Below are 16651 nucleotides of genomic sequence, written 5' to 3'. Positions count from 1 at the left end.
AAAGCTGTTCAGGATGCACTAAAGGTTTGTTGCCGAATTTCGGCGAAGTGATCGGCAAGGTGGTGGGTGCCGTTACAGGGGCCGACCATGTCCATGCCCATTGCCGTTAAGAAAAAGCGGGCGGGCCCGCTGATATGGCTCGGCGCGGCTACCGCAAGGATCCGCAACGCAGTCAGCCGTAGCGCATCGGGGAGGCGAGTGATCCTGTGTGGTTTGCCCAGCACGCGGAAAGCGAGTTGCGCCAGTTCGATATGGGTGAACACATCCGGCCCCCCTATATCGAGGCGATCCACGCCTGCCTCGAGCGCTTCGGCGAGAGCATGCGCGAGATCGGCGCCATGAATCGGGTTGAGCTTCAGTGTACCGGACCCGAACAGCCAGACCCGGCCGCTCCGCGCCATCTTCAGGAAGTCCTCGATGTCCGAGAAATAGCCGCTCGGCGCGATGACGCATGAGGAGATGGGCGCGGCCGCGAGCCTGTCGGCGAAGGCCTGCTTTGCGGCCACCAGTGGCACGTCCAGCATGTGTTCCGCGCCCAGAACATGCACATAGCCAAAGCGCGGCACGCCCGCTGTCAGCGCTTCTTCCAGGAGGTTCAGATTGGCCTGGAAATCGACATCGCGATAGCTCAGCCCATCGCGCTGTCGGGTGAGGCCGAGACAGGAGACGACAATGTCCACGCGTTCGAAATGTCCATTTAAGGTCGCTGGCTGAGTCGCCTCGGCTTTGATTAGCTCGCACCCGGCGAGGCCGGCCTTATGCGCCTTGCCCAGGTCGCGGACCAGCGCGCGGACGCGCCAGCCTCTCATGGCGTATTCCGATACGACATGCCGGCCGAGATAGCCGGTTGCGCCGGCTACAAGAACCGTTCTCATGTCCATGCCTCCGCCGCGAAACCACGCTCTGCCTTACGGAAGCGGTCGCGATAGTCCGTTGCCGACACCCCCAGAAGGCGGTTGAAAGCGCGGCGCATGCGCTCGGCATTCTGAAAGCCAACGGTCGCTGCGATCTGTTCGACACCCTTATCGCTCGTCTCCAGCGCAACCCGCGCCGCCTGCACACGCGCCGCCTCGACATAGGCCGCCGGCGTCATGCCCGTCTCATCCTTGAACCGGCGCGCGAAGGTGCGCTCCGACATCATTGCCCGCGCCGCGAGCGCCGTGACGGTCAGCGTCTCGCCGAGGCTGGAAAGGATAAGGCCGAGCGCCGCATTGATGGCCGGGTCCTGAGCCTTCTGGGCCACAAGATGCGCGCTGAACTGCGACTGGCCGCCGGGACGCATCATGTACATCACGTTGTAGCGCGCGACATTGAGAGCCATCTCGTGACCCCAGTCCATCTCCACGAGGGACAGGGCGAGGTCCATGCCCGCCGTCACCCCAGCGGATGTCCAAACGTTCCCGTCGCGTACGAAAATCGCATCGCGGTCGACACTGACGTCCGGGTAGCGCCGCTCGAGGATTGGACACCACCACCAATGCGTCGTTGCCCGGCGCCCCTTGAGGAGGCCCGCCTCGGCCAGGATCAGCGCCCCGGTGCAGATCGAAACCACGCGACGCGCCGTGCCGGCCGCTGCGCGCACATACGCCATCAACACTGCATCTTCGAGCGCTGCGGTCGTGCCATGTCCGCCGCACACGATTAGCGTGTCGATCTCCGAGTTTTCCTGGTGCGCATCGGCAAAAGACGCATGGGCCGCGACCATCAGCCCGCTGGAGGTGCGCACCGGACCGGAGGATCGGGCGACGATTCTCACTTCGTAGGGCTGCGGGCCCTCGGGCAGGAAGAACTTGGTGCCGCTCAGGATTTCGAGCGGACCCACAAGGTCGAGAATGTGGGCATCGGGATAGGCAACCATCACGATGCGGCGTCCGCGCATATCTGTCTGGATTGGTGCTGTCTCGGTCATGGTCCGACATTACTGTCGTACCCCCAGTGACCGAAAGGACAAATGCCCCACCATTTCTGCCAGCTGTGTGCCGAGCTTTGGACAAAGGTCCCAGACAGGGGTCATGGTTCCCGGTTGTGCCGAATGCGGCTCGGAGTAGATGCAGCGCGGCTGGGCTGCGGCGAAGGGTCAGGTGGCTTTAAAGGCAGGTTTTGGTGTAGTGGGATCACACCATGTGGAAGATTGTGCTTGTCGTTATCTTGTTGATAGTGCTCGGCGCCGTGACTGCTGCATATTGGTCCTTCCTCCGTCAGGTCGGCGAGGAAACTGAACGTGCCATGGCTGCTGTTGCAGGGCGGGCGCAAGATCCTTCAGGTACTTTCGATCCATCGACGGTTTCGGACCTGCCAGAAGTGGCGCAAGGCTATTTCAACCATGCGATCAGACCGGGCACGCCGCTCCACATCACTGTCCATCTCGAGATGGAGGGGAAGTTCTTGCTCGGGACCATCGGGAAAACCAGACCTACCTCCTCTCACAATAATGCTTCTGGCCGGGAAGCCGCTAGTGCTCGCTGAAACCAAGGCCAGCTGGCGCCGGAGAGGTTGATTTCGCAGTCTCTAGATTACGCTCATCTACGCTCGGTGGTGAAACAAACCGTTCGGAGTGCAAACCCATCCCACACAAAACGGATGAGGTTCCAAATTGAAGCCCGAAAGTTTCCTACCCCGCTCAAGCGCCGCTGGCTACCTGCTGTCCAAGGGTCTGCGGTTTAGCAGGAATACTTTGGCCAAGTTAGCCACCGTTGGTGGCGGTCCTGAGTATCGCCTCTTCGGTGGGCGCGCCTACTACACCGAGGCAGCGCTTGACGCATGGGTAAACGAAAAACTTTCGTCCCCCCGCCGCTCGACCTCGGAAATGGTTTGATCATGGCGGGCCAACAATTTGGTAGGCCCTACCTTCCGAGCGATTGGCGTGCCGGCGTCAAGCCGCCGAAGGGTTGGGATTGCGCCGACATGATCGAGGACGGCTGGACGATAGGCGACATTGAGGCTTGGATGGAGGAGGTGACTTCCGACACACTTTCCGATCCCGCCCCCGTCGGAAGGCACTCAACCGCAGCCTCAGGGACAAGCCGCCTTCCGGCGATGCCTCCTGCTGCAATGGCATCATCCCCATCGCTCGCGCAAGGTTATGGGGATCGTCGCGAGGTCATTTCAGGGGCAGCAAACTCTATGGGGAGGAGGCAGCTTGTCACCTATGTGGACAGCGAACTCCACCTTGTTGTCGATGAAGCATGTGCAGTCCTGCTTTCGACTAGCGCTCCAATCTATGCACGTGGAACGTCACTTGTGACGCCAGTGTCGCTCGCTCAGCCGTCTCTTGACGGTGGGGTTCGGCGGCGGGAGGGATCAGTTGTCCTTGTACCGCTGGGCAAAGCAGGCCTTGTCGAGATGCTCACTCGGCACGCTCAGTTTATCAAACACATGCTGGATGGAAGACAGAAGCAAATCTCCTGCCCGCCAGTCGTGGCAGAGACGATCATCGCCCGTCAGGGAGATTGGCCCTTTCCCCAGTTGAGGGCCGTGGTTTCTGCTCCAACACTGCGGCCCGATGGTTCGGTCCTGAGCATCCCAGGTTTTGACCGATCGACGGGCATTCTATTCGCCTCATCGAGCCACTGGCCGGCGATCGCAGATGAGCCAACCCGTGATGATGCATTGGGTGCGCTGAGGAAGCTCACCGCCTTGGTTGGCGACTTCCCCTTCGTGTCCGATGCCGATGTGTCAGGAACGGTTGCCATGATCCTGACGGCTCTTGTCCGGCCATCCCTTGCCACTGCTCCCTTATTTGGGATCAGCGCGCCAACGCCCGGTACTGGAAAGTCCAAACTCGTCGACATCGCCGCCATCCTCGCCACGGGCCGACCTGCAGCAGTGATGTCTGCGTCACGTGAAGAGGCAGAACTCAAGAAGCAGATCGATGCCGCACTCATGGCAGGCGACGGTTTCCTTTCGCTCGATAACATCGACCACCCCATGCGTTCGGAATTCCTCTGCCAGGTCCTCACTCAGGTCACGGTGAAATCCCGAGTGCTGGGCGAAAGCCGAAACCTTGACCTGCCGACCAGCGTCACCATGTGCGCGACCGGCAATAGCCTGCGCTTCGTGGGGGATCTCACGCGTCGCGTGGTTCTGATCAATCTTGATGCGCGGACGGAGCGGCCAGAGGAACGGATCTTCGCTAGCGACCCCGTCGAGATCGCACAACGTAATCGAGTTGACCTCGTGACTGCAGCATTGACGATAATGCGGGCGTTCATCGTCTCAAGAGCGCCGGCAGTGCGCCCGGCCCTGGGCTCGTTTGAGGCATGGTCCAACCTTGTCCGATCGACTCTCATCTGGATCGGTATGGAAGACCCGCTCTCAAATTCGGCCCGGGTCCGAGACGACGATCCTGAAAGGGAACGCACGAGCGCAATCCTTCGCGCACTGCCTGCCGGCCCTTGGACAGTCTCAGAGATCGCAGTCCGCCTAAGGCAAGGACTTGGAAGTTACGGTTACAACAGCCAGGACGGTGGCCTCCCGGAGGCGCTGGCCGACTTCATCGAGCGCGACGCTCTCAACGTCTCGCGGTTCGCTTCTTTTTTGCGGAAGCACAGAAACCGCATCATTGAAGGCAAGGTGATCGTCAAGGATGGGGATCGAAACCATACCTCGCTGTGGAGGGTGGATGACACCTCGTAACCATCATCTCGGGAAATCAGCAGGGATGGGGAGCCGTTGCCTCCACTGCCAAACCGATCGTTTCCCGCAGCCTTTCTTCCGCCTAGCCGAGCTATCCCCTTACCCCTGACCGCCGATCCAAGATCGCGCGCTCAAACTGAAAGTTTACGCACTTGTTCACCTTGACCTTGAAGACCACTGCCTCGAACCTCATCGCCCTAAATGCTGAGGTGGCGACACTCCTGCCCGATGTCCCCACCGAGGTGCGACGCCTTGGCGTTGCGCAGGGGCTCGGATTTTCCAATTCTGAGGAACTTCACCAAGCAGCGCGCACTGAAATCTCTCACTCATCGGTGGCTAGTGGCGCCGCGTTCGTGTCCTGCCTGGGAAAAAACGGCCATGAAGTCAGCGCCGCTAGCTTCTTTATTTCTGTGGCGTTGGTCGTGGTTCGGAGCCTGGCCAAAGAGCATCCTGACCTGACCTATTCGGGCATGGGCCTGGAAGGCCGCTACCAGTTCGCGAGAGGCACCGACATGGACCTCAAAAGGCAGAGGGCCAATTTCGAAAGGGAGCGGTCGCGTCTGCTGGGCCACAGTTCGGCGCCCGAGTTTCTGCAGGCGCTTGCGTACGTGCAGAACGCGGTAGTGGAAAGGCGTCAACCCTTCACGAAGTGCAGCTATGGGCTAAAGCACCTCGCGGAAAAGGCAGTATGCACTTTCCCTGATGGCGCAGCTCTGGGGGTCGGTCATGTCTCAAACGGGGTGTTCATCGCTGCCGCAATGCACGCCGGAGTTCCGTGGACGCTGATCGAAGGGGAGCCGAACGTGACCTTTGAGATGAAGAGCTACTTGGCAGCAAAGCCTCGGTCGCGAGGCGTGGGCGTGGCGGCTGACTGCAAGGGGGTGGCCCATGCTTGAGCAATACTACCGTTCACGGGAAGCTAAGGCTCTGGCATTGGCTGCTCACAAAGCCGGAGGTCGAAGTGACTTCATCTTCCATGGCACGCGGTCACCGCTAGCCGTGCTGAAAAGCAATTGTCTTTTGTACTCGCGGTCCGGTTGCCCGTCAGTGAGTTTCTCTCGCTCACCGGAGGTTGCCGCATATTGGGCAGTTCTTCCGCGGGAAGAGATCGACGAGGGTCGTGGCGCAATCCTCATAGTTGATCGGAAAGCGCTGAGGGCGAACTACCGGCTCGAAGCGCACCACGACTTCGAGGAAAGCGCCCAGTGTCTCCATGATGAGATGGAAGAGATGGTTTACGGCAGAGACGTTCTTGGCCTGGGAAGGCTACTGGTCGGCCTCGTCGCTGAGAGTCGGGGGTGGTACACGGCCGGCCGCAGGTATGCCGCGATTTAGGCGGTGGGCCGAAAGCTTCGCTCCCATTGGCTTGACGCGAAAGGGCCTCTCATGGCGGGGCAAACCCGTTGTGGGAGGTCATACCATCGGCGTGCCAAAGAACCAGACGACGATGCCTGAACTTATCAGCACACTCAGAACAAAGGTCGTCCAGACGGTGCTTCGACTGTCGGCCCTGCCAAGCCAGCCTGCCACGGTGACGCCGGCTAGGACAAACGTCACCCAGTGTGTCCAATCCAGCCGGGCCCAAGACAGATAGAACAACGAAACGAGCGCTGAGGCCGAATACAAGAGCCCGAGAACCATAATTAGAAGGCTTATGCCGATGCCCTTTCCCCGGATTTCGCCTGTATTCTGAAGTCGTGCTGCTGTGGCTCCCGAAATCGGTATAGACAGCGCGAGAATGTATCCAAGGACAGCGGTCAATTGGCGCTGTCACTCGGCAGCATTGACATAAGTGATTCAGAAATTGCTTTTGCCGGTTGCCGAGGACCTATGAAAGCGCAAAATCTTTCGAGCCTTCGATGGTGATGTGTGCCGATGCGGTTACCTGCTAGCGCGGGTCCAGCGCCGGAGACCTGTACGCGCAGGATCGGCTTTTCTGTGCGAGCTATGGCCGAGCCCACGCCACCGACAGCGGCGCCTCTATTTGGCCCTGCGACCAAGCCGCAGGTGCTCCAGCGGCCATTCGCGAGCACGCGGCCAGTCAGGATGTTGGTCAAAATTCATTCTCCGTTAGGTCTGACCTTGGGCACGTGTGAGGCGCTCACACAAACGAAAAGGCGCTGGCTCACCCGTGCGCCCCCGCTTCGGGTGAGCTGTGGTTCTGCCGGCGCCTTCCAGCAGCGGGAGGTACGGGAGGTGCGGGAGCTGTTTTGACCTGTAGCGAACGTTACTCTGACAAAACCTCTCTCGTCCTTCTGGAATGACCCCCCGCATCTCCCGACCCCCCCTGAGTCGGCCAAACAAACCATCTGCTCTTAGTCTCGACGCGACCTCAAAGTGATGAAGGATGGACCACAATGTCCCTTACAAAAAAGCAAGGCCGATTTGTCGACGAATACCTCATCGACCTGAACGCGACACAAGCGGCAGTTCGCGCCGGCTATACGCGTCACACCGCGCGCGTCCAAGGGTCCTTCTTGTTGACCAATCCTGACATAACAGCAGCAATCGACGTTGCAGTCGCTGAGCGCTCCGAGCAAACAGCAACTGACGCAGCGTGGGTACTCCGGCGTCTACGCCAGGAGGCTGAAGCCGATATCGCCGACATCTATGGCGATCACGGTGAACTTCTGCCGGTCGCTGAATGGCCGTTGGTCTGGCGGACAGGACTAGTCGTCGCGCTTGAGACAGAAGAGCTTGAAGTCAACGGCATGCGCATAGGCACTGTCCGCAAAGTGAAGCAGTCCGACCGGATCAAGCGGCTCGAACTGATCGGCCGTCATGTCGGCGTCCAGGCCTTCAAGGACAATGTGGAGGTGTCGGTCACCGATGGCCTCGCTGATCGCGTCCAGAGGGCCAAGGATCGCGCCAACGCCGCGGCTGCTGCCAAGGCTCCAGGCTGACGGTTGATGCCTCCTGCCGGCCCTCTCTCGAATGTCGAAGCCGCCATTGAGGATGCGCTCGCCGCCTATCAGTTCGATCCTGATGGGTGGGCGCGCGTTCGACTAGGGGACGGGCGAGCTGGCCGCGCCGGACGAAAGAACGCGATAGACTGAGGCACGGCCAATCCCCATCCGCCTAGCGATCTCACTCGGGCCCACGCCCTCGTTCCGCAGTTCGCTAACCCTCGCCACGTTAATGGAAGCCCTTCGGCCCTTGTATACGCCCGCCTGCTTTGCCTTCGCGATGCCCTCCAGTTGACGCTCTTTGCGCATCGCAGTCTCAAACTCGGCAAAGACCCCGAGCATCTGCAGAAAGGCACGACCCGCAGCTGTGCCGGTGTCGATGGGCTGCTCGGTGGCTCTTAGGGCAATACCCCGAGACTCTAGGGTACGGACAAGGAGCGCAAGATCGGCAATGGAGCGCGCGAGCCGGTCAATTCGGGTAACAACGATGGTGTCACCCTGACGCGCAAACTCTATGAGGGTCTGCAATTCAGTGCGTCCATCCGTTGTGTTGCCCGACTTTTTCTCCGACCGGATGATGGTACATCCGGCATGGCGAAGGCTCGCCTCCTGGATCGAGAGGTCCTGATCCGTGGTTGAAACCCGGGCGTACCCGAAAAGCTGCCCCATCGCGATCTCCGAATGTGTTTTTTGGCTCTAGACCATGACACGGTAGTGTCTCGAAAATCGAAAGTAAACCCTATTGAGACGCTCACTGTGTCTCGTCCACTGTGTCTCGTGAGGGTATACGCTATCGAGGCAGCTCCAGAGGCGATTGGAGGAAGCCCGGTCGGAAGGTTACCAAATTGCCACCGCCGCTTCGTTGCTGAACGTTGGAGAAGCAGAATACTACGCAGCCAGGGGATTGCCTGAAGCGAAAAAAGCTCATCGTTTCTGTGTCGTCCCGACCGCGAGTTGTGGCGAACGCGAAGTCCCTTCTCCGATTCTTAAGCCCTTCTGCATGAGCGCCATAAATGGCCCCACATCGCGTCGGCCAAATCATCGCCACCCCAAGACGGATAGCGGCGCGGCATTTTTTCTAGCGGAGAGGCCCTACCGGGGGTAACTCGCAGTCCTACGAGACCTGTAGTTGGTCTCGCGTGAGCGCCCCTCAACGCTTCCGCCTGGAGCTATTGTTCCGCAATGGCCCGCGCAGTGTGCCGGCCATTTCCGACTTTGTTGGGGGACCATTTCGAAACTAGATAGAAGGTCCATTCGCAAGGGATTACCTTGCGGAAAGTATTGATGACCGGCAAACTCATAGAGTTGTTTTCTTGCTCTGGGGGAAGTAATTTCAGATTTTGTTCGCAATCCTTCCTTGTGGGAAATTGGCTGTCAGACTGACGAGGTTCGCAATACCCTCGTCATACCCGATTTGATCGCTGTGATTAAACAGACTGCCCCGGCGACAGTCGCTGACGTGGGAGCTGGTACCGGCTATGTCTCGCGGCGAGCCTCAGAGGCTACAAGCGCGGGTATTGTTTGGACGCTTGACCTGAGCCCCTGGATCTCCTCCAGATTTTGGTAGAGTCCGCCGCATTAGGGGGCGGACGGATGAAGCGCAGCAGGTTCAACGAAGAGCAGATCATTGCGATCTTGAAGGAACAGGAGGCCGGGCTGGGGACGGCCGACCTGTGCCGCAAGCATGGGATCAGCAGTGCCACCTTCTACAAGTGGAAGGCCAAGTATGGTGGCCTGGAAGTGTCCGATGCCCGTCGGCTGAGGGCACTCGAGGACGAGAACACTCGGCTCAAGAAGCTTCTGGCCGAGGCAATGCTGGACAACGCCATCCTCAAGGATGTCGCTGCAAAAAAATGGTGACGCCCGACGCGAAGCGGGATGCGGTGGCCCATGCCTGCCTGGTGCATGGCGTGAGCCAGCGGCGGGCGTGTGAAGCTCTCGAAGTTGACCGATCGAGTGTCAGGTATCGCAGCCTGCGGCCGGACGATCGGGAACTGCGTGAGGCGATGAAGGCAGTCGCGTCACAACGCCGGCGGTTCGGCTACCGCCGCATCCACGTGATGCTGCAGCGGCAGGGCATCGACATGAACATCAAGAAGCTCAGGCGGCTCTATGGCGAGGAGAGACTGCAGGTGCGCAAGCGCGGCGGTCGCAAACGGGCCTTGGGCACGAGGCGCCCGATGATCGTGCCGGACCAGCCGAACCAGCGCTGGAGCCTCGACTTCGTCTCCGATGCCTTCACCGATGGTCGCCGCTTCCGGGTGCTGGCCGTCGTCGACGATCATACGCGCGAGTGCCTGGCTCTGGTCGCCGATACCGCGCTCTCGGGTAGGCGTGTGGTGCGCGAGCTCGATACCATCATTGCTCGCCGCGGTCGGCCCCTGACGGTGGTCAGCGACAACGGCACCGAGTTCACCAGCATGGCGATCCTGCGCTGGACCCAGGACCGCCAGATCGACTGGCACTACATCGCTCCCGGCAAGCCCATGCAGAACGGCCTCATCGAGAGCTTCAACGGCAGCTTCCGCGATGAATGTCTCAACGAGACGCTGTTCTCGTCACTGGCTGAGGCTCGGGACCGGATCAGCGCATGGAAGGAGGACTATAACACCCAGCGACCACACTCCTCGCTGGGCAATCTCACGCCCAACGAGTTCGCCACGCAACTGGCACTGGAAAAGCAGGCCGCATAGGGCCAAAACATCAACCAAGGACTCTCCTCAAAGCCGGAGGGAACTTGGGGCTCAGGTCACGGGCAGTGCATGATGGGCACGGTCGGCGGCAAGGACAAGACACGCGTCAGGAACGCCACCCCGATGGAGTCTCGCGACATCCTCATCCGGATGCCTCTAGGCCTGTGTGCGCTACGGCCGCGTGATGCCTGGCAATGTTCAGTCGATGAGATCGAAGTCGGCCAAGGATGCGATCCCCTCAACGGCAACAGCCGAGTGATCGACCAGCCTCTCAACTCGATGAAGCAATTGAAGGCGGAGCTCTTCTCGGCCTTCGCCGTGGTGAAGTTGGCGGTGACAGTTTGGGCAGATAGCAGCGGCATTGTCCACTTGGTCGGGACCGCCTTCGCCAAGAGGCCTGACGTGGTGAACCTCCAGGAAGGGATAACCATCAGTGCCGGTGAATGGCGCGTCGTTCCCGCAGCACTCACAACGGCCGTTGGACTCTTGCAACACCCAAGCTCTTACGGACGGGTCTCGTACAAAGCTCAAGACGGTCACTGTCTCCAAGCTCACCTTCGTTGGGCGAACCGGCGGAGGGGGAAGTCGCTTGGACCGCAAGGCTGCAGTGCGAGCTCTGAGAAATCGCGGGTTGCTGGTGGGGGCGATTGTCTGGCCCGCGGGCTGCAATGCGGGGTGAAGTTGCGGAAAAGCGTCAACGAAGGAGGCAGGCAGTTTGAACGCGTACCCCTGCAACGCACGGGTGGGTCGGTTCGCCAACTCGAACGGAAAGTAGACGGCACCCTTCGTGGTGGCCGTAACGGCATCACGAACTCTCGCGACCAATTCAGTGCTCGCGCGGATTTGGTCGAGCGTCAGAGGGTTGTCGAACTCGGTGTGGTCTTGTAGCGGCACGAAGTAGCCATCCACTTCGACCGGAACTGCTCTTCGGGCCCGTGCAGATGTGCCGCGGGCGTGACGCATAATGCGGCGGCTCCGAACGCTGCCTGCGACACGCGACCAGCTGCTGATGATGTGCTTGTCGGACTGGTAGTGCAGCACAACGTCGCCGACCTTGGCGTCGAGAAAGAGCGTGTACCGCCAGTTGTCCTTTTCGTTGTCGTCAGTCAGCGGCGCGCGGAGATCGACACCGATATCGGGGCGCCGCGTCACTTCCAGCCAGAAGCGTTCCTCGGGTCGATCCTGCCACCATCGATTGACCATTGTTAAGCCCCAGTCTCATTTGGGCAGCCTATCGCGGCGCCGGCGGCTGTCCAGTGGCTGGGCGGCTCATTTGCAAGGCCATGCCTGCGCGGCAGATTCGGCGACAAGGTCTGCAGCGATCCAGTGGCGGTGTTCGGGATTATCGTCGAGGTACTTGCAGCTCACGTCGAGAACCTGGTCGGTCTTCACGCCCGCAGGCATGCAGATGCGGTTCTTAACGCCGTTGAGCCTCTGGTAGAAGAACGCCGCATCCAATGCTCCGACCATATAGGCAATCGACGTTTCAGTCCGCTCGGCGCACATCTTCTTGAGATCTTCGCCGAAGAAGAACTGGGCGGCCGAAGGCGTCACGTACCACAACGTCATCAGTGCTACCGCAGCAATCTTCCTCATCAGCGTTCCCCCGGCGCGCACACTGCACCGTACAGCGGCGCCTGTGGCTGTCTAGTGTTTGCCGCCACCTACAAGATCTCCGGCGGCGCCCGCGTCCTGATCATCACCTGCTGGGCCCGGCCGCATCGCTCGTTTCAGCGAGCGGCCCATATCCTCGAGGCTGTCCCGTACCGGACAGGTCGATCACGCGGGCTATTGGTCCTCCGGACACGTGAACAGTCCCGCGACGCGCTCCGAATACCTCCGCTAGGGTGAACGCCAGCTTCAGCCGTCATCTGGCGTTCAGATTTCAGGAGCCACGCGCACACGGACGCCGGTGCCAAGCGAAAGCCTCAATTGATATCCTAACGCAAAGCATCTATGGCCGACAAAGGCCTATGCGCTCGGTTCAGCGCCTATCGCTTGACGATGTAGTCGAGCTCCCATGCCTCGCGAAGCTTTTCGTCGGTGGGGTTTTCCCAATCAGCAGGACCGTGCGGGGGCATGAACTCGTCCGCATTTCGACGCCACTGCCAGACGTAGAATAACCATGGGAGAGCGAGTAGCGGAACAGCAACAATCGCGCTCCACGAGTTCGTCAGGTCGACAAGGTGGAAGAAATTGGCGTCGATGAGAAGTGCGCCAATCGCACTCAAAAGAACCGTGCCGCCCGCCAACGCCTGTTGCTTCGTATCATAGGCCGCCAATTCAAGCTCGTTGATATACCTTTGCGCTTCCTCCGGCAGTTGCTCATACCTGACAGCTGGGTGCGGCTCACGGCCCCGAATGTCATCGAGCTGTCGCTTCTGCTCCTCGGTCATCTTGCCGCGATACCCAGGCTTTCGATACCATGGTAGGAACTCTCGCTTGCGCTGACGAAACATAGTCCCACATCCTCAATTGACGCCTCGGAGGGATCGTCACACGCGATGCAAAGTACGGTCAATGACAGCGCTGCAGACGCGTGTTTTCCGTTGAACGCGACGGCAACGTAACTCTCGACGTGGTAGGACACGCGACGCCTGGTGTAGCCTTGGGTGCTCCATGGAGAGCGACTAATGTTGGCACCTAGACAGGCGGCCAGGCTGACGGGTGTGTCAAAGACCACTATCACCCGGTCTACTAAGCTGGTGGATTGGACCGCCTGAGATACAAGCTCGTTGGTGTCGGGCTGTTCTGCTTGCTACTCTGCGGGCGAGCTTGGGTGTTCAAATTTCACCGCCTCAAGCTCTGCCTCGGAGGCGACTGGCCCCAGGCTGTTGATAAGTAATCTGGATTTTGTTTCCCTTGGGGCATCAACTTGGTGCCTCGCTTGCCTCTCCTGGGCACCATCGGGCTGTAGCGTTTAAGCGGGTGTCACTGACGCCAACCACTTCCAACCGGCATACTTGTCTCCGCTCTGCCGGATATGCGTGTAGCGCTTGAGGCTGGTCCACGAACGGTGCCCAGAAACGGCTGCAGCATGGGGAATGGACGTCCCGATCTCGAATAAGCGCGAAATGCCCTCATGCCTCAGATCATGGAAGTGCAGGTCGACTATACCCAGTAACTTGCAGGCCCGGGTGAACGCCGCGCTGATGGCGTCGGTCGTGTAGGGGAAGATCGAACCCTCCGACTGCGTTTGGGCGCGGATGATGTCGAGGGCGGGGGAGGGGAGGTCGCACCAGACATTGTTGCCTACTTTCTCGCCGGGGTTCTTCATGTCACGGACTAGGATCCTGCTACCGGCATCGTCTAGATCTTCGTACGCAATGCGAGTGATCTCCTCTTGGCGCCTGGTGGAGAAGAGTGCGAACGCCATTATCACATGCATTGGCACGGACTGGGGGCGCCGCCGATAGACTTCGGAAAAGTGCGTCATCAGGCGGTCCAACTCATCCAGCGTGGGTCTGCGGTCGCGCTCCCGGCTCTTGCTGGTGATCCCTAGCCGCTTGGCTACCTTCATCGCGTCGCGCATGGCCTGCTCATTGAGCTGGTAGCCCCAGGCAGGGCGTGCAATGGCAAACACTGCCCCGAGGTGGCTCAGGTAGTTTCCGACCGTCTGTGGTGCCCTGCCGGCAGACAGCTCGGTGGCAAAAGCCACAATGTCGCTGCTGGTGATCTTTGCGCAGTCCATGTCCGCGATGTCGTGAGACTTGATCGACTGGAGGACCTGGGCCTTCGTTCGCCCTATGGCCTTGGAAGTCGTCGTGATGTATCGATCGATCGCCTCGGCAAGCGTCGCGACGGGCCGAGATGGCTCCAGCCCGCCAGCCGACCGTAGCACGCGCTCGCGTGCCTTCATCCAAACTGCGGCCGCCTGTCGGCGCACAAAGGTCTGCGCTTCACTGTGAACTGTTCGTCCACCCTGCTTGATGATGATCTGAGCGGTGAAACTCGTGGTGCCATCTTTGCGCCTACGCTCATTGATCGTGCCCATTCGGTACTACAGCGCCTTCTGCGGTCCTACATTGTAGGATCCGTAGCATGGAAACGTTCCGCCACGTGCGATAATGAGCGACGATAGTTGATTTTGAGATGACAAGAAAAATTATAGAAAACAGCAGGATGCCCGAAACGTCGGATGTTGTCACCGCCCGCCGCTTTTCGGTGGCGCCGATGATGGACTGGACCGACAGGCATTGCCGCATGCTGCATCGGCACCTGACGGGGAGGGCGCTGCTGTTTACCGAGATGGTGACCAGTGCCGCCATTGCGCATGGCCGGCGTGACCAGTTGCTAGGCTTTGATGCCTTCGAGCAGCCCGTGGCGTTGCAGCTGGGCGGCTCCGATCCGAGGGAACTGGCCGAGGCGGTCAAGGTTGGCGCGGCCTATGGCTACGCCGAGATCAATCTCAATGTCGGCTGCCCCTCCGACCGCGTGCAGTCGGGTCGTTTCGGGGCTTGCCTGATGGCGGAGCCCGAGCTTGTGGCCGAGTGCGTGCGCGTCATGCGCGACGCCAGCGACGTGCCGGTGACGGTCAAGTGCCGTATCGGCATCGACGACCAGGACACCGAGGAAAGTCTCGACCGCTTCGCCGACGCGATGGTTGGTGCCGGCGTCGCGGCGCTTTATGTCCATGCGCGAAAAGCCTGGCTCAAGGGCCTGTCACCAAAGGAAAATCGCACTATCCCGCCGCTCGACTATCCGCGCGTGCATCGGCTGGCAGCGCGGCTGGACGTGCCCACCTATATCAATGGCGGCATCGAGACGCTGGCGGATGCAGTCAGTCATCTCGACCACATGGACGGGGTGATGCTGGGGCGCGCCGCCTACCATGACCCGGTGCTGCTGGCGCAGGTCGATGAGGTGATCTTCGGCGAGGCGCCCAAGGCGTTCGATCTGAAGACGGTGATGGATGCCATGGCCGACTATGCCGAGCACCAGCTGGCCGCAGGCGTACGGCTCAACCAGATCACCCGCCACATGCTCGGACTGGCCAATGGCCGGCGCGGCGCGCGCAGCTTCCGCCAGATCCTCAGCGTCGAGGCCTGCAGGCGCGGCGCCGGGCCCGAGGTCATCGCCCAGGCCTGGCAGGCGATCAGCGAGCAGGAACTCGCCGCCTAAACCTTGCTGTTCCAGAAGTCAGCCTGCAATTGGGCTGCTTCCTCGGCCAGCAATGGCCCGACGATCTCGGTCGACCGCTGACCGGCCTCGAACACGATATGGCAGGGCAGGTCGAGCGTCGGGTTCTCCTCGTGCGCGCCAGTCTGTGCCTTGAGGTCGCGCTCGGTCTGGCCGAAAACGACGCGACCGATGCCGGCCCAGTAGATGGCGCCCGAGCACATGGCGCAGGGTTCGGCCGAACTGTAGAGGGTGCAGCCGGCCAGGTCCTCGAGGCTCAGGTGCTTCGCGGCCCAGCTGGCCAGCAGCCGTTCGGCATGGGCGGTGCGGTCATTGCCTTCGGACGAAAACCCGTTGCCCTGTTCGCGCAGCACCTTGCCGTCCTTGTCGGCCAGCACCGCACCGAACGGATGGTCGCCGCGTTCGCGTGATTGCCGGGCGACGGCAAACGACTGGCGCAGCAGGTCGTGATCATAGGGGCGGGGCAAAGGCGCGGGCATGAAAGGCTCCGTTCGGGGACACGTCGCCCGGACTATGCCCCAGCCGCGTGGCCGAGTCAGTCCGTCAGTTCGAGCGAGTTGCCGCTCACCGAATAGCGCGTCAGCGTGCGCAGGAAGCTCATGCCGAGCAGGCTCTGGTCGAGCGCGCCCGGTGCCGCGACGAAGGCGCGGATGCCGTCGCGCGAAATGCCGCCCACTTCGATGCGGTCGAGCCGGACCTGCGCCGCGCGCCCGGTGCCGTTGGCCGTGGCCACCGGCGTATCGTAGCGCAGGTTGTCGACATCGATGCCGGCGGCGCGTGCATCGCGGTCGGTCAGCACCACGGCGCTGGCGCCGGTGTCGAACGTGGTGGTGATGGGGCTGCCATTGATCAGCGTGCTGATCTGGTAGTGGCCGTCGCGGCCCGCCCGGAAGGTCGCCGTGCCGCGCTCGACATCGACCTGCGCCTGACCCGGCACCAATTCGCCGAACACGCGCGCCGCAACGTTCTGCAGGTCGTCGCGATAGCTGTAGCCCACCAGCGCCACGCCAAAAATGCCGATCCAGAGGATCACATGGGTGAACATCTGCGAGAGCTTGACCCGCCGCGTCGCAAAGGCGCTGGCGAGCATGACGAGAATGATGACCAGCGGCGCCAGCTGCCCGGTCTGGTTCTGTGTCAGCCCGATAGCGCTGCCGGCATCCGCACTGATGAGCAGCGCGATGCCGACCGAGATCAGCAAGGCAAAGCCGACAAACATCATTCCGCTGGATCCTCCTGGGCGCATGCTACCAGATAAGGGGATCGGAATGCGGCATT

16 protein-coding genes are annotated in these 16651 nt (G+C 60.9%); 7 read left to right on the top strand and 9 right to left on the bottom strand.

The features are described from left to right. Positions 1–8 precede the first annotated feature (8 nt). On the bottom strand, positions 9–875 hold the full coding sequence (locus AC0L4C_RS17830; protein WP_473401063.1) for an SDR family oxidoreductase: 867 nt from the start codon (positions 873–875) through the stop codon (positions 9–11). Next, positions 872–1909, bottom strand: a complete 1038-nt coding sequence (locus AC0L4C_RS17825; protein WP_473401062.1) for a GlxA family transcriptional regulator — start codon at positions 1907–1909, stop codon at positions 872–874. The genes AC0L4C_RS17830 and AC0L4C_RS17825 overlap by 4 nt, the downstream gene beginning before the upstream one ends. Before the next feature lie 212 nt (positions 1910–2121). Here AC0L4C_RS17825 and AC0L4C_RS17820 point away from each other — a divergent pair, with 212 nt between their 5' ends. From AC0L4C_RS17820 to AC0L4C_RS17800, 5 genes are all read left to right on the top strand, one after another. Continuing rightward, on the top strand, positions 2122–2466 hold the full coding sequence (locus AC0L4C_RS17820; protein ID WP_473401061.1) for a hypothetical protein: 345 nt from the start codon (positions 2122–2124) through the stop codon (positions 2464–2466). Between the two features lie 294 nt (positions 2467–2760). Then, positions 2761–4635 (top strand): hypothetical protein, encoded by a 1875-nt coding sequence (locus tag AC0L4C_RS17815; RefSeq protein ID WP_473401060.1) that lies wholly within the window; start codon positions 2761–2763, stop codon positions 4633–4635. A 152-nt stretch (positions 4636–4787) separates the two neighbouring features. Continuing rightward, a complete protein-coding gene (locus tag AC0L4C_RS17810; protein WP_473401058.1) occupies positions 4788–5531 on the top strand; it encodes a hypothetical protein in 744 nt (247 codons plus the stop codon). 151 nt (positions 5532–5682) lie between these two features. Then, positions 5683–5970, top strand: coding sequence for a hypothetical protein (locus tag AC0L4C_RS17805; protein ID WP_473401057.1), 288 nt, complete (start codon positions 5683–5685; stop codon positions 5968–5970). 1022 nt (positions 5971–6992) lie between these two features. Continuing rightward, complete coding sequence (locus AC0L4C_RS17800) at positions 6993–7538, top strand: terminase small subunit (RefSeq protein WP_473401056.1); 546 nt, start codon at positions 6993–6995, stop codon at positions 7536–7538. 102 nt (positions 7539–7640) lie between these two features. Here AC0L4C_RS17800 and AC0L4C_RS17795 read toward each other — a convergent pair whose 3' ends face one another. Next, positions 7641–8210 (bottom strand): recombinase family protein, encoded by a 570-nt coding sequence (locus AC0L4C_RS17795; protein WP_473401055.1) that lies wholly within the window; start codon positions 8208–8210, stop codon positions 7641–7643. 924 nt (positions 8211–9134) lie between these two features. On the opposite strand from AC0L4C_RS17795, the gene AC0L4C_RS17790 reads away from it, so the two are divergent. After that, a protein-coding gene (locus AC0L4C_RS17790) for an IS3 family transposase (RefSeq protein WP_473401054.1) occupies positions 9135–10234 on the top strand; the annotation gives its coding sequence in 2 pieces (ribosomal slippage) (positions 9135–9387 and positions 9387–10234; 1101 coding nt in all). A 198-nt stretch (positions 10235–10432) separates the two neighbouring features. Here AC0L4C_RS17790 and AC0L4C_RS17785 read toward each other — a convergent pair. The 4 genes from AC0L4C_RS17785 to AC0L4C_RS17770 form a co-directional block, all read right to left on the bottom strand. After that, positions 10433–11437 carry an HNH endonuclease gene (locus tag AC0L4C_RS17785; RefSeq protein ID WP_473401053.1) on the bottom strand — a complete coding sequence of 335 codons (1005 nt, stop codon included), beginning with the start codon at positions 11435–11437 and terminating at the stop codon, positions 10433–10435. A 66-nt stretch (positions 11438–11503) separates the two neighbouring features. Next, positions 11504–11830 (bottom strand): Rap1a/Tai family immunity protein, encoded by a 327-nt coding sequence (locus AC0L4C_RS17780; protein ID WP_473401052.1) that lies wholly within the window; start codon positions 11828–11830, stop codon positions 11504–11506. A gap of 395 nt (positions 11831–12225) precedes the next feature. Further along, positions 12226–12693, bottom strand: a complete 468-nt coding sequence (locus tag AC0L4C_RS17775) for a hypothetical protein (protein WP_473401051.1) — start codon at positions 12691–12693, stop codon at positions 12226–12228. 461 nt (positions 12694–13154) lie between these two features. Continuing rightward, the gene (locus AC0L4C_RS17770) at positions 13155–14228 is read right to left on the bottom strand and encodes a tyrosine-type recombinase/integrase (protein ID WP_473401050.1); all 1074 of its coding nucleotides are present in this window, start codon (positions 14226–14228) and stop codon (positions 13155–13157) included. A 128-nt stretch (positions 14229–14356) separates the two neighbouring features. On the opposite strand from AC0L4C_RS17770, the gene dusA reads away from it, so the two are divergent. Then, positions 14357–15355, top strand: a complete 999-nt coding sequence (gene dusA, locus AC0L4C_RS17765) for a tRNA dihydrouridine(20/20a) synthase DusA (RefSeq protein ID WP_473401049.1) — start codon at positions 14357–14359, stop codon at positions 15353–15355. Here dusA and AC0L4C_RS17760 read toward each other — a convergent pair. Next, entirely contained in the window at positions 15352–15852 is a 501-nt protein-coding gene (locus AC0L4C_RS17760) for a nucleoside deaminase (RefSeq protein ID WP_473401048.1), read from the bottom strand. The genes dusA and AC0L4C_RS17760 overlap by 4 nt on opposite strands. 56 nt (positions 15853–15908) lie before the next feature. Next, complete coding sequence (locus AC0L4C_RS17755; protein WP_473401047.1) at positions 15909–16595, bottom strand: retropepsin-like aspartic protease family protein; 687 nt, start codon at positions 16593–16595, stop codon at positions 15909–15911. Positions 16596–16651: the final 56 nt, after the last annotated feature.

Source organism: Devosia sp. J20-27 (assembly GCF_055808595.1).
This window is presented reverse-complemented; position numbering and strand designations above follow the sequence as displayed.

What these genes read in the sequence shown, in the direction of transcription:
- AC0L4C_RS17755 (WP_473401047.1), bottom strand. Translation starts at nt 16,595, where the DNA reads ATGATGTTTGTCGGCTTTGCCTTGCTGATCTCGGTCGGCATCGCGCTG.
- AC0L4C_RS17770 (WP_473401050.1), bottom strand. Translation starts at nt 14,228, where the DNA reads ATGGGCACGATCAATGAGCGTAGGCGCAAAGATGGCACCACGAGTTTC.
- dusA (WP_473401049.1), top strand. Translation starts at nt 14,357, where the DNA reads ATGCCCGAAACGTCGGATGTTGTCACCGCCCGCCGCTTTTCGGTGGCG.
- AC0L4C_RS17820 (WP_473401061.1), top strand. Translation starts at nt 2,122, where the DNA reads ATGTGGAAGATTGTGCTTGTCGTTATCTTGTTGATAGTGCTCGGCGCC.
- AC0L4C_RS17815 (WP_473401060.1), top strand. Translation starts at nt 2,761, where the DNA reads ATGGGTAAACGAAAAACTTTCGTCCCCCCGCCGCTCGACCTCGGAAAT.
- AC0L4C_RS17785 (WP_473401053.1), bottom strand. Translation starts at nt 11,437, where the DNA reads ATGGTCAATCGATGGTGGCAGGATCGACCCGAGGAACGCTTCTGGCTG.
- AC0L4C_RS17760 (WP_473401048.1), bottom strand. Translation starts at nt 15,852, where the DNA reads ATGCCCGCGCCTTTGCCCCGCCCCTATGATCACGACCTGCTGCGCCAG.
- AC0L4C_RS17800 (WP_473401056.1), top strand. Translation starts at nt 6,993, where the DNA reads ATGTCCCTTACAAAAAAGCAAGGCCGATTTGTCGACGAATACCTCATC.
- AC0L4C_RS17775 (WP_473401051.1), bottom strand. Translation starts at nt 12,693, where the DNA reads ATGTTTCGTCAGCGCAAGCGAGAGTTCCTACCATGGTATCGAAAGCCT.
- AC0L4C_RS17780 (WP_473401052.1), bottom strand. Translation starts at nt 11,830, where the DNA reads ATGAGGAAGATTGCTGCGGTAGCACTGATGACGTTGTGGTACGTGACG.
- AC0L4C_RS17795 (WP_473401055.1), bottom strand. Translation starts at nt 8,210, where the DNA reads ATGGGGCAGCTTTTCGGGTACGCCCGGGTTTCAACCACGGATCAGGAC.
- AC0L4C_RS17825 (WP_473401062.1), bottom strand. Translation starts at nt 1,909, where the DNA reads ATGACCGAGACAGCACCAATCCAGACAGATATGCGCGGACGCCGCATC.
- AC0L4C_RS17830 (WP_473401063.1), bottom strand. Translation starts at nt 875, where the DNA reads ATGAGAACGGTTCTTGTAGCCGGCGCAACCGGCTATCTCGGCCGGCAT.